The organism is Paraburkholderia sp. CHISQ3 (assembly GCF_030464945.1).
Taxonomy (GTDB): Bacteria; Pseudomonadota; Gammaproteobacteria; order Burkholderiales; family Burkholderiaceae; genus Paraburkholderia; species Paraburkholderia megapolitana.
The window spans coordinates 274,373-294,788 of sequence record NZ_JALPRG010000002.1; the positions used below are offsets into that span (position 1 = coordinate 274,373).

Consider the following 20,416-nt stretch of genomic DNA (forward strand, 5'->3'; position numbering starts at 1 on the left):
TGTGTCCTTGCGGCTATTCACCCAGTGGCGAGAAGCGCGCCGGTACTGCTCAGGCAACACCACCTTCTTCATCGGCCTCGCCGTTTTCGGCGGGACCGTCGGCATCGCCTTCGGCATCGGCTTCCGCGACCTGTTGGAGACCTGAAAGCTTCGTACCCTCGTCAAGGCTGATGAGTGTAACACCTTGCGTTGCACGGCCCATCTCGCGAATCTCCGATACGCGCGTACGAATCAGCACGCCCGTGGTGGTGATCAGCATGATCTGCGCTTCCTGGTCGACGAGCGTTGCGGCCACCACCTTGCCGTTGCGCTCCGACGTCTGGATCGCAATCATCCCCTTCGTGCCGCGCCCGTGACGCGTGTACTCGATGATCGGCGTGCGTTTGCCGTAGCCATTTTCGGTTGCCGTCAGCACCGACTGCTGCTCGTCGCCCGCAACCAGCAACGCGATGACGTTCTGCCCGTCGTCGAGTTGCATGCCGCGCACGCCGCGCGCTTCGCGTCCCATCGGCCGCACATCGTTCTCATCGAAACGCACCGCCTTGCCCGAATCGGAGAACAGCATCACGTCGTGTTCGCCGTCGGTGATTGCGGCACCGATCAGGTAATCGCCGTCGTCGAGACCGACCGCAATAATACCCTTGCGCAGCGGCCGGCTAAAGGCTTCCAGCGGCGTCTTTTTTACCGTTCCTAACGCCGTCGCCATAAAGACGAACTTGTCCGCCGAAAATTCCTTGACCGGCAGTACGACCGTGATCTTCTCGCCGTCCTGCAGCGGGAACATATTGACGATCGGACGGCCGCGCGAGTTGCGCGAACCCTGCGGCACTTCGTAGACCTTGACCCAGTAGACGCGGCCGCGGTTCGAGAAGCACAGGATGTGGTCGTGCGTGTTCGCGATGAACAGCGTATCGATCCAGTCGTCTTCCTTCATCGACGTTGCCTGCTTGCCGCGTCCGCCGCGCTTTTGCGCACGGTACTCGGACAGCGGCTGCGACTTCACGTAGCCGGCATGCGACATCGTCACGACCATTTCCTGCGGCGTGATCAGATCTTCGGTGTTCAGTTCGGTCGCGTTGAACTCGATCTTCGAGCGGCGTGCGTCGCCGAATTCGGCTTTGATGGCCGTGAGTTCGTCGACGATGATCGCCGTAATGCGCTCCGGACGAGCCAGGATGTCGAGCAGGTCGGCAATTTGCGCCATCACTTCGCGGTACTCGCCGATGATCTTGTCCTGCTCGAGACCGGTCAGGCGTTGCAGACGCATCTGCAGGATTTCCTGCGCCTGGGTGTCGGACAGACGGTAGAGGCCGTCGCCCTGCATCCCGAACGCCGGGTTCAGACCTTCCGGCCGGTAGGCCGCGCCGCCGCCGACCGTTGCATTCTCAGTCTCGGCGCGCGCCAGCATGTCGCGCACGAGCGACGAATCCCACGGGCGCGCCATCAACTCCTGCTTCGCGATAGGCGGCGTCGGAGCAGCCTTGATGATCGCGATGAATTCGTCGATGTTGGCCAGCGCGACGGCCAGACCTTCGAGCACGTGGCCGCGTTCGCGGGCCTTGCGCAGTTCGTATACAGTGCGCCGCGTCAGCACTTCGCGGCGGTGCGACAGGAAATGCTCGAGCATTTCCTTCAGGTTCAGCAGCTTCGGCTGATTGTCGACCAGCGCGACCATGTTCATGCCGAACGTGTCCTGCAGCTGGGTCGCCTTATACAGATTGTTGAGCACGACCTCGGGCACTTCGCCGCGCTTCAACTCGATCACGAGACGCATGCCGCTCTTGTCGGATTCGTCGCGGATGTCGGAAATGCCCTCGATCTTCTTTTCGTTGACGAGCTCGGCCATCCGCTCCTGCAGCGAACGCTTGTTCACCTGGTACGGCAGTTCGTCGACGATGATCGCCATCCGCTGGCCGCGGTCGATTTCCTCGAAGTGCGTGGTCGCGCGCATGACGACGCGCCCGCGCCCGGTGCGGTAACCGTCGCGCACGCCGGCGATGCCGTAGATGATGCCGGCGGTCGGGAAATCGGGTGCGGGGATGATTTCGATCAGTTCGTCGATGGTGGCGTGCGGGTTTTTCAGCAGATGCTGACACCCATCGACAACCTCATTGAGGTTGTGCGGCGGAATGTTGGTTGCCATCCCGACCGCAATACCGGACGAACCATTGATCAGCAGATTCGGAATCCGCGCCGGCATGATGGCCGGTTCGTTTTCGCTGCCGTCGTAGTTCGGCTGGAAATCGACCGTTTCCTTGTCGATGTCGGCCAGCAGTTCGTGGCCGATCTTCGCCATGCGGATTTCGGTGTAGCGCATGGCCGCGGCATTGTCGCCGTCGACCGACCCGAAATTGCCTTGCCCGTCGACCAGCATGTAGCGCAACGAGAAAGGCTGCGCCATCCGGACAATCGTGTCGTAGACGGCCGTGTCGCCGTGCGGGTGATATTTACCGATCACGTCGCCGACAATACGTGCGGACTTCTTGTACGCCCGGTTCCAGTCGTTGTTAAGCTCATGCATCGCGTACAGCACGCGCCGGTGCACCGGCTTCAGGCCATCGCGGACATCGGGGAGTGCTCGCCCCACGATCACGCTCATCGCGTAGTCGAGATAGGAGCGGCGCATTTCCTCCTCTAGGGAGATTGGCAGAGTCTCTTTGGCGAATTGATCCATTTATCCGTGTCTTTTTCGTGCGCAAACGGCGAAGATGCCGCGCCTTACGCGTCAGCGCCGCAGGCGCGGCGCATCACGCGATTCTAGCATGCGCGACGTCCACGACCGAGGACCTGCGTATACCTATTAGAGGAACGGCGAACGAAGCCGCCTGAGGGCTTCTGCAGCGCGTGAGAGCGGGCCCGGAAAGTGCTCGCCCGGAAACGGCGCAAAACCACGGCCGGCGGGCTCTTGCGCCAGTTAACGTTCTGTTGCGCTTGCACCACAATTGGGGGGGCTGATCGGGGGAACAGGATTTTTTTATCGTTGGAAGGGAACGATATGGCAAAATGCCAACGCACAAAGAGTTAGACACGGCTCGAAGTCTACACAGCACGTTTTTTGTTCCGCACCAATGTTATACTTCGAGCAATGTATGACTTGTCTTCGTCAACAGGCTCGCAGTAAACCTGCGGTAATCTCAATTTCGAGAGGAGAAATATGAATAAACTTTCAAAGCTCGCGTTCATTGCAGCTACCGCAGTAATGGCTGCATCGGCTTCGGCACAATCAGTGCCGGCATCGCGACAAGCCGTGAACGACAACTGGGTGAACGGTACCGGCGAATACGTGTGGATGAACGGCACGAACGAGCTTTGCTGGCGCGACGCGTTCTGGACGCCGGCAACGGCTAACGCGAAGTGCGATGGCGCACTGGTCGCCCAGGCTCCGACCCCGCCGGCTAACGTGCCGCCGCCGCCGGCTCTGACCAGCCAGAAGATCACGTATCAAGCCGACGCACTGTTCGACTTCGACAAGGCAATCCTGAAGCCGGCTGGCAAGGCGAAGCTTGACGACCTGGCCTCGAAGATTCAGGGCGTGAACCTCGAAGTCGTCGTGGCAACGGGTTACACCGACCGCATCGGCTCGGACAAGTACAACGACCGTCTGTCGCTGCGCCGTGCTCAAGCTGTGAAGGCTTACCTGGTTAGCCGTGGCATCGAAGCCAACCGCATCTACACGGAAGGCAAGGGCAAGCGTAACCCGGTTACGACGGGTTGCAACCAGCGCAACCGCAAGCAACTCATCGCCTGCCTCGCACCGGATCGCCGCGTGGAAGTCGAAGTTGTCGGTACTTCGAAGCAGTAAGCGACGCAATTACCGCAGTATCAAAGCCCCGCCGAAGCGGGGCTTTTTTTATGTGCTTCTGCAGTGTGCTGCTCCGGCCCTCCGGGGCCGCCCGCTGCGACCGCGGCATTTTGCCGCCCTGATCGTCGGCCTATATACTCGGGGTTTATCCTCGATCGCCCGCCCACCCGCTCTACAGGCCGCTTCTCCCATGACCAATGCCGACCCCCACGAACTGCAGAAATTCAGCGATCTCGCGCATCGCTGGTGGGATCCGAACGCCGAATTCAAACCGCTGCATGAACTGAATCCTGTCCGGCTCAAGTGGATCGACGCGCATGCAGCACTTGCCGGTAAGCGGGTGCTCGATATCGGCTGCGGCGGGGGCATCCTCTCGGAGTCGATGGCCGGACTGGGGGCGACGGTTAAGGGCATCGACCTGTCGTCGCAGGCACTGGGCGTTGCCGATCTGCACAGCCTCGAAAGCGGCGTCACCGTCGACTACGAAGAAATCGCCGCCGAAGCCCTCGCCGCCCGCGAACCCGCCACCTACGACGTCGTGACCTGCATGGAAATGCTCGAACACGTGCCCGAGCCGGCAGCCGTCGTCGCCGCATGCGCGACACTCGTGAAGCCGGGCGGCTGGGTGTTCTTCTCGACGCTCAATCGCAACGTCAAGTCGTATCTGTTCGCGGTGATCGGCGCCGAATACCTCGCGCAGATGCTGCCGAAGGGCACCCACGACTACGCGCGCTTCATTCGCCCGTCAGAGCTGGCCGGATTCGTGCGGGCCGCTGCCCTGCATACGCAGGAGATCAAAGGTATCGCCTACCGTCCGCTCAGCAAGCACTTCGCGTTGTCCGACGACACGAGCGTCAACTACATGCTCGCGTGTCGTCGCGAAGCCTGACCCGCGCCCACACGCGATACTTTCTCCCGGAATCCCATGAGCGACCCCACGCCCCTGCCGCAACGTGAAGGCGAAGATGCGTCGATTGGCCTCTGCCAGGCTGTCCTGTTCGATCTCGACGGCACGCTCGCCGACACCGCGCCCGACCTCGCAGCCGCCGTCAACAAGATGCGCCACGAACGCGGCCTCGAGATGGTGCCGCTCGAAACGCTGCGCCCGCTTGCATCCGCAGGCGCGCGCGGTCTGATCGGTGGAGCATTTTCGATCGGCCCCGAGCATCCCGACTTCACGTCGATGCGCGAAGAGTTTCTCGCGAACTACGAAGCGGATCTGTGCATCGAGACGACGCTCTTTCCCGGCATCGATGCCGTGCTCGACGATCTCGATGCGCGCGGCGTGCGTTGGGGCATCGTGACGAACAAGGCCTCCCGGCTGACCGGTCCGCTCGTCGCGCTGCTTGGTCTCGATACGCGCGCGGCGAGTGTGGTTAGCGGCGATACGACACCGCATGCGAAACCGCATCCCGCACCGCTTCTGCATGCCGCGCGCGAGCTGCGTATCGCGCCGGAGCGGATCGTCTATGTCGGCGACGATCTGCGCGACGTGCAAGCGGGCTTCGCGGCGGGCATGGTGACCGTTGCTGCTGCCTACGGCTACTGCGGCACCGACCTGCCTCCTACACGCTGGCATGCGCAACATGTCGTCGATTCGCCCGCGGAACTGCAGCGGCTGCTGCGCGAGATCGGTTAACCCGCGGCGCGGTTGCCCTGCCCTTGCCCGACAGCCAGTGTAGAAGGGTCAGTGGCGCGAGAAGGCGCTCTCTTGTAGAATGCGCGTTGGCCCGCAGTTCTCTGTGGGTCATCCTTCTGCGGGGGCGACCTGGTTTCGACAGGGGTTGCGAAGCGGCTAGGGCATGTCGAGGACCCGTCACCTCGTTAATCAATGGGAAAAACGTAACTGCAAACGACGATACGTTCGCACTGGCAGCCTAAGGGCCGCCGTCCTCTGCCTAGTTCACTGACGGGCTAGTGTCGCAAGACCGGTAGCAATACCGACAGAGGTCATATACGTCAGTTAAGCCTTGGCGGCGTCACGACGTCCGGGTCGAAAAATTAGTGAATCGCCGTAGTGCAGCGTGTTCGTCCGCGTCGCTGCGGCTAAATCAAATGACAGAACTAAACATGTAGAACTGGTCGTAGAGTGCTTCTGGACGCGGGTTCGATTCCCGCCGCCTCCACCATAATTCCGCGCAGCGCATTCGTGTGCTGCGCGCCCGCTGAATCCTTCCCTCCGTTTGACACACGAAGCAGACGACCTGCGTCGGGAGTGTTGGCGCGCCTGGATCTCGTCGGCTCCGCCAGAACTTCCCAGTAAAAAGCCCGCTCGATGAGCGGGCTTTTTTGTCCTGACGATCCAACGGCTGCAGCAACGCGACATCATGTCGCGTTGTCGATCCAGGCTCACAACGCGGCAAGCGCTTTCGGGCCGCGCAGCACCGCCGGACAACACAAGTCTACTTGGTGCTATCGCTAGGACACTGAAGATTGCAACCATCCGGATCGCCGTCGTCGCCCTTGCGGCGCATTTTCGACGGTGCGCCCTTCTGATATTTGTTCGACGGAGCGGACGCGGCAAACGGCAACTGCGGATGTTCCTGCAAACGGAATTCGTCCTGCAGGATGCCGCCGGGTACGCCCGGCGAATTTTGTGCAAAAGCAACCGATGCCGTTGCGAGTACCGCGCCTGCGGCGGCAGCGGCGATGCATGTCTGGATGAGCAATTTCATGTCGATTCGGCGCGGCAAAAACCGCGCAACTAAAGCGGAGTGCGAAGTTTAGAGAGTATCGCAAACTATCCCGCGATGCAGCGTCGACGCGTCCCCGATTGTTACCTGAACTTACCCGTTTATCGCGGCGCACGGCGAATCACCTGAAACGGCACGCTCCATTACGCGTCGGCGCCGCGCAGCCCCGCATCCAGATCGAATACTTTTCCACATTCAACCGGATCGTAGCCTGCGAGCCGCGCGACGCTGCTCACGAACGGCTCGCCGCGCAGCAAATCGATCACGGTCGCAAGCGGCGGCCGCTGCAGTCGCGTCCGATCGCACGCGAAGTAATAGTCCTCGTCGACGACTGGAATGAAGTCGAGCCCGAAGTGATGCGCAGCCGGCTCGACACCGAAGCCGACGTCCGCCATGCCGCTCGCGACAAACGCCGCGATCGCCGAATGCGTCAGTTCCGCCGATGCATAACCGTTGACCCGATCGGGATCGATACCGATGCGGCGCAACGCGAGATCGAGCAGCAGCCGCGTGCCGGAGCCGGGCTGCCGGTTGACGAAGCGAATGTCGTCGCGCGACAGGTCGCCCAATCCGCCGATCCGCTTCGGATTGCCGCGCGCCAGAAAGAGCCCCTGTTTGCGCCGCGTCAGATGAATCAGCACGTGACGCTGCGGATCGAGCCAGCGGCGGTATGTGTCTGCACACGCCGTACGGAATTCGCCACGCGGCACATGAAACCCGGCCAGATCGCACTCGCCGCGTGCAAGCGCCGTAACGGCTTCCGCGCTGTCGCGATACTTGATGTCGACGGGTACGTCGTTAGCGACGAGCGCTGTTACCAGCGTCGCGACCGCGTAACCGTGCGATGCGTGGATCCTCACATCGTCGGCGGGCGGAGCGAGCCAGCGGTTCAGATCGCTGGCTACTTCGCTCGCGAGCGCCTGCATGTTGCCGCCAAGCCGTTCGCCGCACAGGCGCTGCGAGCGCAGCACCGCCTGTCCCAGTTCCGACAGCACCGAGCCGCGGCCCCGCTCCTTCGCGATCAGTGGACCGCCCAGGCGCTCCTCGATGCTGCGCAGCAAGCCCCACGCATGACGGTAGGACAAACCCTTGAGCGTGGCAGCCTGGGCAATGCTGCCCGCTTCATCGACAAAAGCCAGCAGCGGCACGACATCCGTCAGGCTGGCTTCGCGGCCGTCCGCATCGCGCACGACCAGTTGCGCCCGGCATTCGATCTTGATCATATATGTTGCACCGCCTCCTATTGCACAAGCGCTATTCGCCGCCTATCGTACGCTTTATCCACGCCAAATAAATGAAGCAGGGATGCGCGCATTATGAATCATGTGTGCATATTTGACTTCGGAGGAGCCCCACCTTGGACGACCCCACCGCCCTCGCACCGGAGGCGCTCGTGCAGCGCCACGCGCAGCCCGGCATGTCGCTGCTCGCCGTGCTGCACGCAATCCAGGACGAAACCGGTTTCGTGCCGCCGGCCGCGGTCGGACTGCTTGCCCGCGCGATGAACCTGTCGCGCGCCGAAGTGCATGGCGTCATCACCTACTACCACCATTTCCGTACCACGCTGCCCGCGCCGGTCACGGTGCAACTGTGTCGCGCCGAAGCGTGCCGCAGCATGGGCACCGAAGCACTTGCGCAACACATCGAAGCGCGCACCGGTTGCCACTTCAACGATGCGCACGGCGAACACAACAAGCACAGCGCGGTGGGACTCGAGTCCGTGTATTGCCTCGGCCAGTGCGCACTGTCGCCGGCGATGACGATCAACGGTACGTTGCACGCCAAAGTCACGCCGCAAAAATTCGATGCCCTCTTCGAGGCCGCCATGAGTACGGTCGCCGCCAGCACGAATGACCACATGGAGCAAACGGCATGACGCGCGTGTTTATTCCATGCGATTCGTCGGCGCTCGCGCTCGGCGCCGACGCACTTGCTGCGTCGATCGCGCAGGAAGCCGCCCGTCGTGGCATTGCACTCGACATCGTCCGCAACGGTTCGCGCGGACTGTTGTGGCTCGAGCCGCTCGTCGAAGTGGACACACCGCAAGGTCGTGTCGGTTATGCGAATGTCGACGTCGCCGATGTTGCGTCATTGTTCGACGCGGGCTTTATCGAAGGCCGTGTGCATGCGCGCCATGTCGGCCTTGTCGACGAGATTCCGTATCTGAAGAAACAGCAGCGTCTTACTTTCGCGCGCATCGGCATCACCGACCCGCTCTCCACCGACGACTACGTCGCCCACGGCGGCCTCGAAGGTCTGCGTAACGCGCTCACTACCGATGGCGACGCTGCCTGCGCCGCGCTAATCGAATCGGGCTTGCGCGGCCGCGGCGGCGCGGCGTTCCCGGCCGGTATCAAATGGCGTACGGTGCGCGGTGCGCAGGCGGACCAGAAGTACATCGTCTGCAACGCCGACGAAGGCGATTCGGGCACGTTCTCCGACCGACTCGTGATGGAAAGCGATCCGTTCGTGCTGATCGAAGGCATGACGATCGCGGGCATCGTGACCGGCGCGACCGCGGGCTATATCTACGTGCGCAGCGAATACCCGCATGCAATCGCAACGCTCGAAGCCGCCATCGCCAAAGCACGTGCCACCGGTTGGCTCGGCGACAGCGTGCTCGGCTCCGCGCATCGCTTCGAGCTGTTCGTCGCAAAAGGCGCCGGCGCCTACGTGTGCGGCGAAGAAACGGCGCTCCTCGAATCGCTTGAGGGCAAGCGCGGCATCGTCCGTGCAAAGCCGCCGCTGCCCGCACTCTCCGGACTGTTCGGCAAGCCGACCGTGATCAACAACGTGATCACGCTCGCCACCGTGCCGATCATCTTTGCGAAGGGCGCAGCGTTCTACAAGGACTTCGGCATGGGCCGCTCGCGCGGCACGTTACCGTTCCAGCTCGCGGGCAATGTGAAGCAAGGCGGTCTTGTCGAACTCGCATTCGGTGTCACGCTGCGCGAACTGCTGTTCGACTATGGCGGCGGCACTGCAAGCGGCCGGCCCGCACGCGCGGTCCAGGTGGGTGGCCCACTCGGTACGTATCTGCCCGAGAGCCAGTGGGACATCCCCATGGATTACGAAGCGTACGCGGCGGTCGGCGCGGTGGTTGGTCACGGCGGCCTTGTCGTACACGACGACACATCGAATCTCGCCGAACTCGCGCAATACGCGATGCACTTCTGCGCGCTCGAATCGTGCGGCAAATGCACGCCGTGCCGGATCGGTTCGACACGTGGCGTCGAAGTCATCCAGCGCATTCGCAACGGCGACACGTCGACGCGCCAGGTGCAGTTGCTGCGCGATCTGTGCGACACGATGGTGTCCGGCTCGCTGTGCGCAATGGGCGGTATGACGCCGTTCCCGGTGATGTCCGCACTCGATCATTTCCCCGAAGACTTCGGTCTCGATAGTGTCCAGGCAGCCGCTAACGCGGCGGCGGCCTGAAGAGAGAGCTCCTTATGTCCGATACGCTCAATTCTCCTTCCAGCGGCTGCGGCTCAGGTAACTGCAGCTGTAAATCGCAGGCACAGCAACGCGCCATCCGCTCGCCGCTCGACGAGACCGACTACGGCACGCCGCTGCGTTACGCGGATGTCGACGTCACGCTCGAAATCGACGGCGAGGCCGTGACCGTGCCGGCCGGCACATCGGTGATGCGCGCCGCAATCGAAGCGGGCGTCAACGTACCGAAGCTCTGCGCCACCGATTCGCTCGAACCGTTCGGCTCGTGCCGTCTATGCCTCGTCGAGATCGAAGGCCGGCGCGGCTATCCGGCATCGTGCACGACACCGGTCGAAGCGGGCATGAAGGTGCGCACACAGACCGATCGATTGCAGTCGCTACGCCGTAACGTGATGGAGCTGTACATCTCCGATCACCCGCTCGACTGCCTGACCTGTCCCGCGAACGGCGATTGCGAGCTGCAGGACATGGCCGGGGTAACGGGTTTGCGCGAAGTGCGCTACGGCTTCGACGGCGCGAACCATCTGAAGGACAAGAAAGACGAGTCGAACCCGTACTTCACCTACGATCCGTCGAAGTGCATCGTCTGCAATCGCTGCGTACGTGCCTGCGAAGAAACGCAAGGCACGTTCGCGCTGACCATCGCTGGCCGCGGCTTCGAATCACGCGTGGCCGCAAGCGAGAACCAGCCGTTCATGGATTCGGAGTGTGTGTCGTGCGGTGCGTGTGTCGCCGCCTGCCCGACTGCGACGCTGCAGGAAAAAAGCGTCGTCATGCTCGGCCAGGCCGAACACTCGGTTGTGACGACGTGCGCGTATTGCGGCGTCGGTTGCTCGTTCAAGGCCGAGATGAAGGGCAGCCAGGTCGTGCGCATGGTGCCGAACAAGAACGGCGCGGCAAACGAAGGCCATGCATGCGTGAAGGGCCGCTTCGCGTGGGGCTACGCGACGCACAAGGACCGCATCACGAAGCCGATGATCCGTGCGAAGATCACCGACCCATGGCGCGAAGTCAGTTGGGACGAAGCGATCAGCTACGCAGCATCGGAATTCCGCCGCATCCAGGACAAGCACGGTCGCGATTCGATCGGCGGCATTACGTCGTCGCGCTGCACGAACGAGGAAACCTACCTCGTGCAGAAACTCGTGCGCGCCGCGTTCGGCAACAACAACGTCGACACCTGCGCGCGCGTCTGCCATTCACCGACCGGCTATGGACTGAAGACGACGCTCGGTGAATCCGCCGGAACGCAGACTTTCCGCTCGGTCGAAAAAGCCGATGTGATCGTGGTGATTGGTGCGAATCCGACCGATGGCCACCCGGTGTTCGCGTCGCGTCTGAAGCGCCGCGTGCGCGAAGGAGCGCGACTGATCGTCGTCGATCCGCGCCGCATCGATATCGTCGACACACCGCACGTGAAAGCCGTGCACCATCTGCAACTGATGCCCGGCACCAACGTCGCGATCGTCACCGCGCTCGCGCACGTAATCGTCACCGAGGGCTTGCTGAACGAAGCGTTCATCGCCGAGCGCTGTGAAACGCGTGCCTTCGAACAATGGCGTGCGTTTGTCGCGCTGCCCGAAAACTCGCCCGAAGCCACCGAAGCAACGACCGGCGTGCCCGCCGACCAGGTGCGCGCGGCCGCTCGCATCTACGCAACCGGTGGCAATGCGGCGATCTATTACGGCCTCGGTGTCACCGAACATGCGCAGGGCTCAACAATGGTGATGGGCATCGCGAATCTTGCGATGGCGACCGGCAACATCGGTCGCGAAGGCGTCGGCGTCAATCCGCTGCGCGGCCAGAACAACGTGCAGGGTTCGTGCGACATGGGTTCGTTCCCGCACGAACTGCCCGGCTACCGCCACATCAGCGATTCGATCACGCGCGCACTATTCGAGGACGCCTGGAACGTCACGCTGCAGCCCGAGCCGGGCCTGCGGATTCCGAACATGTTCGACGCCGCCGTGCACGGCACCTTCAAGGGCCTGTACTGCCAGGGCGAAGACATCGTGCAGTCGGATCCGAATACGCACCACGTATCGGCTGCGTTGTCGGCGATGGAATGCATCGTCGTGCAGGACATCTTCCTGAATGAAACGGCGAAGTACGCGCACGTGTTGCTGCCCGGTTCGACCTTCCTCGAAAAGGACGGCACGTTCACCAACGCCGAGCGCCGCATCTCGCGGGTACGCAAGGTGATGCCGCCGCTCGCCGGCTACGCGGACTGGGAAGTTACAGTGCTGCTCGCGCATGCGCTCGGCTACGAGATGGACTACGCGCATCCGGGCGAGATCATGGACGAGATCGCGCGTCTCACACCGACGTTCCATGGTGTGTCGTATGCGAAGCTCGACCAGCTCGGCAGTATTCAGTGGCCGTGCAACGAGCAGGCTCCCGACGGCACACCGACGATGCATATCGACGAATTCGTGCGCGGCAAGGGCAAGTTCGTCATCACGAAGTTCATTGCCTCGCCGGAAAAAGTCACGCGCAAATTCCCGTTGATCCTGACCACCGGGCGCATCCTCTCGCAATACAACGTCGGCGCGCAAACACGCCGCACCGAGAATTCGCGCTGGCACGACGAGGACCGGCTTGAGATCCATCCGCACGACGCGGAAGAACGCGGTATCCGCAACGACGACTGGGTCGGTATCGAATCGCGTGCGGGCCAGACCGTGCTGCGCGCAAAAGTAACCGAGCGGATGCAGCCGGGCGTCGTGTATACGACGTTCCACTTCCCCGAGTCGGGCGCGAACGTGATCACGACAGATAGCTCCGACTGGGCCACCAACTGCCCTGAATACAAGGTCACGGCCGTTCAGGTGATGCCGGTCGAGCAACCATCGCAGTGGCAGAAGGACTACTCGGTCTTTAACGCCGAGCAGCTCGACCTGCTGCGCACGCGCGAGCTGGCAAACGCGACGACCGGTAAATAAAAGGACAGGCGATGGATGAACAGAACCTGATCGACATGGCGAACCGGATCGGCGAGTTTTTCGAGTCGATGCCGGATCGCGAGGAAGCGCTCGACGGTATCGCCGATCATATTCGCCGCTTCTGGGAGCCGCGCATGCGCCGCACGTTGCTGGCGACGCTCGACCAGCCGCCCGCGGACAACGAGATGTCGGCGATCGTTCGCGAGGCGTTGCTGCGGCATCGCGTGTCGCTGACGCCGGCGGCGGCCGCTGCTTGATGCGCGATGGCGCAGCTCGATGTGCGCTGTACCGGCTTGCACGTCCCGCCTAACCGGCCTCCGACTCTTCTCCAGCCAATGCATTCTTCGTGAACCACGCGTCGCAGTAGCGCTGTAACGCGCGCAGATCCGACGACGGCCGGCCGCGCGCGGCGATATACCCATCGGGTCTCACCAGATAGAACGACGGGCGCGTACGACCATACGCATCGCTCAACGACAACGCTCCATCGCCGACCATATCCGTCACGCGCCACACGCGCACGGCATCGGGTAACGCGTGCTCCACCGCTGCCGCAAGCTGATCGAGCGCGCTGTCGCGCGGCGCTTCTGAAGTCGAGGCGGAGTCGTTCAACCCCAAGCCACCGGCCCCACCCTCTCCGCCTTCGTCCGCGGCAACCAGCAGGAATAGCGAAAAGAACGCGGGATCGTGCAGATCGAATATGCACCCGGTGCCAGGCACACGTCCCAGCGGCCCATCGACGACATGCACGAGCGCATCGGGCGCACGCGCTCCGGCATGCGGGCCACCGTCGAGCACGCGCTCGAGCGTGAGCGGCGAGCGCCGATACTGCACAGCCAGTTCGCTGACCTGGCGACGGGCCGCATCGCGCAGCGGACCGAGCGCGGCAAGCGCCGGCATCACGCGTTCGCGCAGCAGCTTGAGCGGCCCGTGATCGGCCTGCGCGAGTTGCATGACGAAACCGGTCTGCCGCAGCACCTCGCGTTCGATCGGATGACGCTCCGTGTGGTACGTGTCGAGCAACCGATCCGGCGCATCGCCTTTCAGCACGCGCGCCAGTTTCCAGCCCAGATTGAAGGCTTCCTGAATGCCCGTGTTCATACCCTGCGCACCGGCCGGACTGTGCACATGCGCAGCGTCGCCGACGAAAAAGACGCGCTCCATGCGTAACTGTTCGACCATGCGGCTGTTCACGTGGAAGTACGCGGACCATGCAAGCGCCGACAGCGCGACCGGATGATGAATGCGCCGCTCGACGATCTCTCGGCACTCGTCGAGCGACGGCACCGGCGGTGTCTGTGTCGCTTCGCTTTCGCCGTCACCTTTAAGGTTGCCCGCAACCGGTACCGCCGCATGATCGGCGATCAAGCGATGGCGGCCATCGCCCATCGGAAACAGCGCGGCAATTCCCTCGCCTGACGCGAAGATATGGAACTCGTCGGTGGGCCATTCGGTGTCCGCGTGCAGATCGGCGAGCAGAAAAGTCTGCGCGAGGGTTCTGCCGGCGAAGCTCATGCCGAGCTGCTTGCGGATCGAGCTGTGCGCGCCGTCGGCGGCGATCAACCAGGCGGGGTGCAACGTTTCGACATGACCGTCCGTACGCTGCACGTTCACGCTCAGACCGGCGGCGTTTTGCGTAAGCGTCGTCAGTTCGACGCCGCGCTCGACGGTAACGCCGAGCGTCGCGAGATGCCCGGTCATCAATCGTTCTGTGACGGACTGGTCGAGGAACAGCAGATACGGATAACGCGTCTGCAGCGGATCGAAATCGAGCTGGACGAGCCGGTGACCGTTCGAGTAGAGATTCGCCGCACGCGCTCGATGACCAAGCTCGAGAAACGGCTCGACGATCCGGTGTTGCTCGAAGAGTTCGAGTGTGCGGGCCTGGATGCCGATCGCGCGCGTATGCGGATCGGGTTGCAGCGCCTTGTCGATCAGACGGACGGGAACGTGCGCACGGGCCAGACTCATCGCTGCGGCGAGCCCGGTCGGACCCGCGCCGACGATCAGCACCGGCGCTGCATCGAAGGAAGCAGCTGTCATGCTGGCCTCCGCGGATGAACACGTCGCTAGTGTACGCCGCCGTGTAGCCGGCCTTCGACGCGGCGCATCAAAGCGTACGCTGGTTCGGTACGGTCAGTGCGAATGCGGCGGCCTGTCGAGCGTGCAGTGATGATCGCTCGTGCCGAGGTCGACCTGCAACGTCGCGTGATGCATCTCGAAGCGCTCGCGCAGCGCGATCACCATGCCGTCGACGGCAGCGTCGCCGGGATGGCCCGCGGGCATCACGACATGCGCGGTCAGCGCGTTGCCCGTGGTGGATAACGCCCATACGTGGAGATCGTGAACATCGGTGACGCCGGGCTGCTGCGCGAGAAAACTGCGGATGCGCTGCAGGTCGACGCCGGGTGGCACGGCATCGAGCGCGAGTCGGATCGAATCGCGTAGCAAACCCCACGTACCGTAGACGATCACTGCAACCACGACGATGCTCATCACCGGATCGAGCCACGTCCAGCCGGTGCCGAGAATGACGAGACCGCTCACCGCAACGGCGCCGGAGATGGCGGCGTCGGCGGCCATATGCATGAAGGCGCCGCGCACGTTGAGATCCTTCTCCTGGCCGCGCATGAAAAGCCACGCGGAGAAACCGTTCACGATCATGCCGATGGTGGCGACGACGAACACGTCGAATCCCGCTACGGGCGCCGGGTTAAGCAGGCGGTTAATCGCTTCGGCGACGATCACGCCGCATGCGAACAGCAGCAACCCCGCGTTGGCGAGCGACGCGAGAATCGACGAACTGCCGAAGCCGAATGTATAGCGTGCCGACGGCCGGCGCGCGGTGAGCCAGATCGCGCCCCACGCGAGCAGCAGACCGAGCACGTCCGAGAGGTTGTGGCCCGCATCCGCCAGCAACGCCGTCGAATGCGCGAGGACGCCGTAGACCGCCTGTACGACGACGATCAGGATATTCAGCGTGACGGCGAGTGCGAATGCGCGGCCCTGGCCCTGCACCGGCGCGTGATGATGGTGATGGCTGTGACCGCCGTGGCTGTGGTCATGACCGCCGTGATTGTGGCCGCTGTGGTCATTGTCATGGTCATGGCCGGCATGCGCTTCGTGATCGTGATCGTCGCCGTGCTCATGTTCGCCGGCGGCTGGCGTATTCGTCATTCTGTATCCTGGGTAAGTTCGTTGGCCGGTTCGGCGACGTGCTCCAGCATGTCCGCGAGCATATTGCTGATATGGCTGTCGGCCGCACGGTAGAACACCTGCTTGCCCTGACGCTCCGCGCGCACGATCCGCGCCGCGCGCAACAACCGCAAATGATGGCTGACCAGCGACGACGACAGTCCGAGCACATCGGCAATCGCGCCCACGGCGCGCTCTTCGTCCACGCAGACGAGCACGATACGCAGCCGCGTCGGATCGCCGAGCAGGCGGAACAGATCGGCAATGGGCACGACGCGATCGTCGACGACGGCAGGCAGCATGGAGGTATCGGCAGAAGTGTGGCGCCCGGTTATTACATGAATTACATGAGAACCGGACAGCATGGAAATAACATGTGAACAGGTATTCACATGTTATCCGATGCCACTTGACCGGTCAAATCGCGGAACGGCTCGGCGAGTGTGGGAAAATGCGCGCTCTGCCTCACCCGATCCGTCCTTTTCCGTCATGGAACCTGCTTTCGACCGCGCGTACGCGGCACATCTTGACGGCCGCCTCGCCGACGCCGAGCGCGATTACCGCGCGACGCTCGACGCCGATCCCGTACATGTCGATGCGCTGCATCTGCTGGGCGTGCTGCGCCACCAGCAGGGCCAGCACGCGGAAGCGGCCGACCTCGTGCGCCGCGCCGCGGATCTGCGCCCGGACGACGCCGCGCTGCAGTTGAACCTCGGCAATGCGCTGAAGGCAATGGGCCAGCTGGACAGTGCAATCGAACGGTTTCGCAATGCATTGACGCTCGCGCCGACCTTTCCGATGGCGCACTACAACCTCGGCAATGCGTATGCGGCAACCGGTCGGCACGAAGACGCTGCCGACGCGTTTCGCAAGTCGCTGCGCCTGCAACCGCAGGACGCGTCCTCGCACAACAATCTTGGTAACGCGCTGCATGCGCTGGGCGAGCATCGCGAGGCGATCGCGTCGTTTCGTCGCGCGCTCGAACTGCGCCCTGGCCACGCGGGCGCGCACAACAATCTCGGGATGGCGCTCAATGCGCTGAATCAGCCGCACGAAGCGATCGTCGAATTTCGCGCGGCGCTCGCCGCCGAACCGCGCTTCGTCGCCGCGCAATTCAATCTCGGCAACACGCTCGATGCAATTGGCCAGCATCGCGAAGCCATCGATGCATTTGAAACCGTACTCGCGCTGCAACCGAATCTGCCGCCCGCGCTGTTCGGCCTCGGTAACGCGCTCGCCGCACTCGGCCAGCACGCGCAGGCGTTACCGCGTTTCGAGCGCGCGGTCGGTCTCGATCCGCAGTTTGCGTTTGCGTGGTTGAGCCTCGGCACGGCGCACCACGCGCTCGGCGCGCACGCGGCGGCGCTGCGCGCATTCGATCAGGCGCTGCGTCTGCGGCCCGAGCTCGCGCCTGCGCATATGAATCGCGCGCTCGTGCGTTTGACACTGGGCGACTTCGCGCGTGGGTTGCCCGAATACGAATGGCGACTGCGGGTTGTATCGCATGCGGATGCGGTGAACGCGTCAAACGTGGTGAATGGATCGAATGCTGCGAGTGCTGCGAATGGGCAGAATATGCTGCACGTGTCTGCCGCACCGCATCCGTCGCCGACATCGACGGCCACCTCAGCCGCCCTGCCGCGCTGGCATGGCGAACCACTCGACTCGCGCACGCTGCGGGTCTACGCGGAACAGGGCTTCGGCGACACACTGCAGTTCGTGCGCTACGTACCCGAGCTCGCACAGCGTGCGGCGCGCGTGATACTCGAGGTGCAGCCGCAACTGATCCCGATACTCGAACCCGCAGCGCGCGCATGGCGCGTCACGCTGATCGCGCAAGGCACGTCGCGGCCGAACGCGGATCTGCACTGCCCGCTACCGAGCCTGCCGCTCGCCTTCGGCACGACCTTCGACACGATCCCCGCGCGCGCGCCCTACCTCACCGTGCCGCCTGCTTATCAGCGCAAATGGCGCGGATCGCTGGGCGGACACGCGAAGCGCAAGATCGGGCTCGCGTGGTCGGGCCGCATCCAGCAGCAGGAAAACCGCGCGATGCCGCTCGCGGCGCTCGACCCGCTGTTCGCGCTGGAAGGCATCGACTGGATCGTGCTGCAACCCGATCTGAGCGAGGAAGATCATGCGGCACTCGATGCACACCCGCGGGCCGCATCGATTCATCGCATGGGTCAGCGGACAGGACAACGCATCGTCGATTTCGCCGACACGGCGGCGATCGTCGAACGGCTGGAAGCGGTGGTCTCGATCGATACGTCGATCGCTCATCTGACCGGTGCGCTGCATCGGCCGCTCTGGCTGATGCTGCCGTTCGCCGCGGACTGGCGCTGGTTCACCGACGACACGCGCAGCCCGTGGTATCCCGGCGCGCGGCTCGTGCGCCAGCCGCGGCCAGGTGCGTGGGATGAAGTTGTGGAAACGGTCGCGCGCGCGCTGCGTGACGGCTAGACGCTTTCGTTACACGGCACCCTGGCCGCACCTAAGTGGTAACTAAACACTGCCTGGACGTTGCGCCTAAACGGTACCTAAACGGCACCCAAGCGACACTTAGCCAGCACTCGTCCAGCACCTAAGCAACATCAAACCGCCAAAGAAAAACCCCACGCGCCGCAAAGGCAAGTGGGGTTCAGTTCAACACCAGCAAGTCACTATCGAGCGGCACGCCGCTCACGCACCGCTCGCCACTACGCGTTTCGATACTGATTCCGCGCTTCCGGCGTGCGATACAGCATCAGCGTCGCGATCAGCCCGCATACCGCAGCCACGGCCATCCACAAACCAGGTGCAGCCTTGTTGCCCGTGGAGTGGATCAACAGCGTCGAGATGGCCGGTGTGAAACCGCCGATCGTCGTCGCGAGACTGTAGGCAAGCGAGAAGCCCGCAGTGCGAACGTCGGCCGGCATCACTTCGGTCAGCGCCACAACCATCGCGCCGTTATAGCTGCCGTACAGGAACGAGAGCCACAATTCGACGGTGAGCAGACGGCCGAACGACGGGTCCGCCACGAGCCACAGCACCGCCGGGTACGAGGTCAGGATAGTGAGGATCGTGAACGCAAGCAGCACCGGCCGGCGACCGATACGATCCGACAACGCGCCCGCGAGCGGCAACCAGATCAGATTCGAGAGACCGATACAGACGGTCACGACGAGCGTATCGAGCGACGACAGTTTCAGCACTTCCTTGCCGAACGTCGGCGTATAAGCGGTGATCATGTAGAACGACACGGTGGTCATGATCACCATGCCCATACCGCCCAGCACCACGCCCCAGTTCTGCGCCATCGACTTCATGATCTCGCCCATCGACGGGCGATGCTTCCTCGCGAGAAACTCGTCGGTCTCTTTCAGCGAGCGGCGGATCAGGAACAGGAACGGCACGATCAGACAGCCGATCAGGAACGGCACGCGCCAGCCCCACGCCGTCATCTGGTCGGCCGGCAACAGCTTGTTGAGCAGCACGCCGATCAGCGCCGCGAACACCACCGCGACCTGCTGGCTACCCGACTGCCACGAACAATAGAAGCCCTTGTGGCCCTTCGTCGCGATCTCGGACAGATACACCGACACGCCACCCAGTTCGACGCCCGCGGAGAACCCTTGCAGCAGACGCCCAAGCAGCACGAGCACCGGCGCGAGAATACCGATCGTCGCGTAGCCCGGTATCGCGGCCACCGTCAGCGTGCCGAGCGCCATCAAGCCGAGCGTGAGAATCAGGCCCTTGCGCCGGCCGTGGTGATCGATATACGCGCCGAGCACGATCGCACCGAGCGGACGCATCAGGAAGCCGGCGCCGAACACCGATAGCGACAGCATCAGCGACGCAAATTCGCTGCCGCCAGGGAAGTAGGTCTTGGCAATCGCGGACGCGTAGTAGCCGTAGACCATGAAGTCGTACATCTCGAGGAAATTCCCGCTGACGACGCGGAACACCGTGCGGACTTTCGATTCCTCGGCGGAAGACGCGTGAGACGCGTGGGACGCAGTAGACATGACACTCTCGGGTGAGCCCGTTGCCGGCGGACGGTGGCAGGATCGGGGAGTTAACTAACGACAATCCACTGCATCGGCAAGTGGATAGCCCGGGGCGGACAAGCTGGAACACGCGCCAGGGGCGCTGAATTTTGACGCTGCGGTTATTGCTGCGATATCAGGGTAAACATGGGGCCACGCGAGCATCATCAGCGACTCGAATATTACCGTTCCCGCGGCCAGTTTGCGCTGCGTCGCGCCGCATACCGCTCGGCAGGCGAAGGTTCACACGCGCACGCCAGTTGCGGCGGTACACTCTGCGTTCGTCTGTTTCGACCCAAT

15 protein-coding genes and 1 other RNA gene are annotated in these 20,416 nt (G+C 63.2%); 9 read left to right on the forward strand and 7 right to left on the reverse strand.

Features of this window, described 5'->3' with window-relative positions:
• Nucleotides 1-49: 49 nt before the first annotated feature.
• Complete coding sequence (gene gyrA / locus M0D65_RS04970; protein WP_245811460.1) at nucleotides 50-2,626, reverse strand: DNA gyrase subunit A; 2,577 nt, start codon at nucleotides 2,624-2,626, stop codon at nucleotides 50-52.
• 528 nt (nucleotides 2,627-3,154) lie between these two features.
• Between gyrA and ompA the strand changes: the two genes are divergently transcribed.
• The 4 genes from ompA to ssrA all read left to right on the forward strand — a co-directional run bounded on the left by ompA (nucleotide 3,155) and on the right by ssrA (nucleotide 5,931).
• Nucleotides 3,155-3,802 (forward strand): outer membrane protein OmpA, encoded by a 648-nt coding sequence (gene ompA, locus M0D65_RS04975; RefSeq protein WP_091011488.1) that lies wholly within the window; start codon nucleotides 3,155-3,157, stop codon nucleotides 3,800-3,802.
• Between the two features lie 190 nt (nucleotides 3,803-3,992).
• Nucleotides 3,993-4,691, forward strand: a complete 699-nt coding sequence (gene ubiG / locus M0D65_RS04980; protein WP_091011487.1) for a bifunctional 2-polyprenyl-6-hydroxyphenol methylase/3-demethylubiquinol 3-O-methyltransferase UbiG — start codon at nucleotides 3,993-3,995, stop codon at nucleotides 4,689-4,691.
• Between the two features lie 36 nt (nucleotides 4,692-4,727).
• The gene (gene gph / locus M0D65_RS04985; protein ID WP_266251569.1) at nucleotides 4,728-5,441 is read left to right on the forward strand and encodes a phosphoglycolate phosphatase; all 714 of its coding nucleotides are present in this window, start codon (nucleotides 4,728-4,730) and stop codon (nucleotides 5,439-5,441) included.
• Nucleotides 5,442-5,561: 120 nt separating this feature from the next.
• Nucleotides 5,562-5,931: a transfer-messenger RNA gene (ssrA, locus tag M0D65_RS04990) on the forward strand.
• A gap of 273 nt (nucleotides 5,932-6,204) precedes the next feature.
• On the opposite strand, the gene M0D65_RS04995 is transcribed toward ssrA, so the two are convergent.
• Together M0D65_RS04995 and M0D65_RS05000 are read right to left on the reverse strand one after the other, a co-directional pair.
• Nucleotides 6,205-6,477 carry a hypothetical protein gene (locus tag M0D65_RS04995; protein ID WP_091011485.1) on the reverse strand — a complete coding sequence of 91 codons (273 nt, stop codon included), beginning with the start codon at nucleotides 6,475-6,477 and terminating at the stop codon, nucleotides 6,205-6,207.
• Between the two features lie 161 nt (nucleotides 6,478-6,638).
• The gene (locus M0D65_RS05000; RefSeq protein ID WP_266251570.1) at nucleotides 6,639-7,718 is read right to left on the reverse strand and encodes a substrate-binding domain-containing protein; all 1,080 of its coding nucleotides are present in this window, start codon (nucleotides 7,716-7,718) and stop codon (nucleotides 6,639-6,641) included.
• 134 nt (nucleotides 7,719-7,852) lie between these two features.
• On the opposite strand from M0D65_RS05000, the gene M0D65_RS05005 reads away from it, so the two are divergent.
• From M0D65_RS05005 to M0D65_RS05020, 4 genes are read left to right on the forward strand one after another with little or no spacing between them, the layout of a single operon-like run.
• The gene (locus tag M0D65_RS05005; RefSeq protein WP_266251571.1) at nucleotides 7,853-8,371 is read left to right on the forward strand and encodes an NAD(P)H-dependent oxidoreductase subunit E; all 519 of its coding nucleotides are present in this window, start codon (nucleotides 7,853-7,855) and stop codon (nucleotides 8,369-8,371) included.
• The gene (locus tag M0D65_RS05010; protein ID WP_266251572.1) at nucleotides 8,368-9,933 is read left to right on the forward strand and encodes an NADH-quinone oxidoreductase subunit NuoF; all 1,566 of its coding nucleotides are present in this window, start codon (nucleotides 8,368-8,370) and stop codon (nucleotides 9,931-9,933) included. The genes M0D65_RS05005 and M0D65_RS05010 overlap by 4 nt, the downstream gene beginning before the upstream one ends.
• A 14-nt stretch (nucleotides 9,934-9,947) precedes the next feature.
• Complete coding sequence (gene fdhF, locus M0D65_RS05015) at nucleotides 9,948-12,893, forward strand: formate dehydrogenase subunit alpha (protein WP_266251573.1); 2,946 nt, start codon at nucleotides 9,948-9,950, stop codon at nucleotides 12,891-12,893.
• 11 nt (nucleotides 12,894-12,904) lie between these two features.
• On the forward strand, nucleotides 12,905-13,150 hold the full coding sequence (locus M0D65_RS05020) for a formate dehydrogenase subunit delta (RefSeq protein ID WP_266251574.1): 246 nt from the start codon (nucleotides 12,905-12,907) through the stop codon (nucleotides 13,148-13,150).
• A 49-nt stretch (nucleotides 13,151-13,199) separates the two neighbouring features.
• Here the strand turns inward: M0D65_RS05020 and M0D65_RS05025 are convergent, their stop codons facing one another.
• The 3 genes from M0D65_RS05025 to M0D65_RS05035 form a co-directional block, all read right to left on the reverse strand.
• The gene (locus tag M0D65_RS05025) at nucleotides 13,200-14,936 is read right to left on the reverse strand and encodes an FAD-dependent monooxygenase (protein WP_266251575.1); all 1,737 of its coding nucleotides are present in this window, start codon (nucleotides 14,934-14,936) and stop codon (nucleotides 13,200-13,202) included.
• 93 nt (nucleotides 14,937-15,029) lie between these two features.
• Nucleotides 15,030-16,070: a cation diffusion facilitator family transporter gene (locus tag M0D65_RS05030; RefSeq protein WP_266251576.1), complete on the reverse strand. Its 1,041-nt coding sequence runs from the start codon at nucleotides 16,068-16,070 to the stop codon at nucleotides 15,030-15,032.
• Complete coding sequence (locus M0D65_RS05035; protein WP_177228271.1) at nucleotides 16,067-16,390, reverse strand: helix-turn-helix transcriptional regulator; 324 nt, start codon at nucleotides 16,388-16,390, stop codon at nucleotides 16,067-16,069. The genes M0D65_RS05030 and M0D65_RS05035 overlap by 4 nt, the downstream gene beginning before the upstream one ends.
• Before the next feature lie 187 nt (nucleotides 16,391-16,577).
• On the opposite strand from M0D65_RS05035, the gene M0D65_RS05040 reads away from it, so the two are divergent.
• Nucleotides 16,578-18,551 (forward strand): tetratricopeptide repeat protein, encoded by a 1,974-nt coding sequence (locus tag M0D65_RS05040; protein ID WP_091011476.1) that lies wholly within the window; start codon nucleotides 16,578-16,580, stop codon nucleotides 18,549-18,551.
• Nucleotides 18,552-18,787: 236 nt separating this feature from the next.
• Here M0D65_RS05040 and M0D65_RS05045 read toward each other — a convergent pair whose 3' ends face one another.
• The gene (locus M0D65_RS05045) at nucleotides 18,788-20,095 is read right to left on the reverse strand and encodes an MFS transporter (RefSeq protein ID WP_091011475.1); all 1,308 of its coding nucleotides are present in this window, start codon (nucleotides 20,093-20,095) and stop codon (nucleotides 18,788-18,790) included.
• Between the last annotated feature and the right edge of the window lie 321 nt (nucleotides 20,096-20,416).

Excerpts from the sequence above, each read along its gene's own strand:
- ubiG (WP_091011487.1), top strand. The coding sequence starts at position 3,993 with ATGACCAATGCCGACCCCCACGAACTGCAGAAATTCAGCGATCTCGCG.
- M0D65_RS05040 (WP_091011476.1), top strand. The coding sequence starts at position 16,578 with ATGGAACCTGCTTTCGACCGCGCGTACGCGGCACATCTTGACGGCCGC.
- M0D65_RS04995 (WP_091011485.1), bottom strand. The coding sequence starts at position 6,477 with ATGAAATTGCTCATCCAGACATGCATCGCCGCTGCCGCCGCAGGCGCG.
- ompA (WP_091011488.1), top strand. The coding sequence starts at position 3,155 with ATGAATAAACTTTCAAAGCTCGCGTTCATTGCAGCTACCGCAGTAATG.
- gph (WP_266251569.1), top strand. The coding sequence starts at position 4,728 with ATGAGCGACCCCACGCCCCTGCCGCAACGTGAAGGCGAAGATGCGTCG.
- fdhF (WP_266251573.1), top strand. The coding sequence starts at position 9,948 with ATGTCCGATACGCTCAATTCTCCTTCCAGCGGCTGCGGCTCAGGTAAC.
- M0D65_RS05030 (WP_266251576.1), bottom strand. The coding sequence starts at position 16,070 with ATGACGAATACGCCAGCCGCCGGCGAACATGAGCACGGCGACGATCAC.
- M0D65_RS05000 (WP_266251570.1), bottom strand. The coding sequence starts at position 7,718 with ATGATCAAGATCGAATGCCGGGCGCAACTGGTCGTGCGCGATGCGGAC.
- M0D65_RS05045 (WP_091011475.1), bottom strand. The coding sequence starts at position 20,095 with ATGTCTACTGCGTCCCACGCGTCTCACGCGTCTTCCGCCGAGGAATCG.
- M0D65_RS05025 (WP_266251575.1), bottom strand. The coding sequence starts at position 14,936 with ATGACAGCTGCTTCCTTCGATGCAGCGCCGGTGCTGATCGTCGGCGCG.
- gyrA (WP_245811460.1), bottom strand. The coding sequence starts at position 2,626 with ATGCGCCGCTCCTATCTCGACTACGCGATGAGCGTGATCGTGGGGCGA.
- M0D65_RS05010 (WP_266251572.1), top strand. The coding sequence starts at position 8,368 with ATGACGCGCGTGTTTATTCCATGCGATTCGTCGGCGCTCGCGCTCGGC.
- M0D65_RS05020 (WP_266251574.1), top strand. The coding sequence starts at position 12,905 with ATGGATGAACAGAACCTGATCGACATGGCGAACCGGATCGGCGAGTTT.
- M0D65_RS05035 (WP_177228271.1), bottom strand. The coding sequence starts at position 16,390 with ATGCTGCCTGCCGTCGTCGACGATCGCGTCGTGCCCATTGCCGATCTG.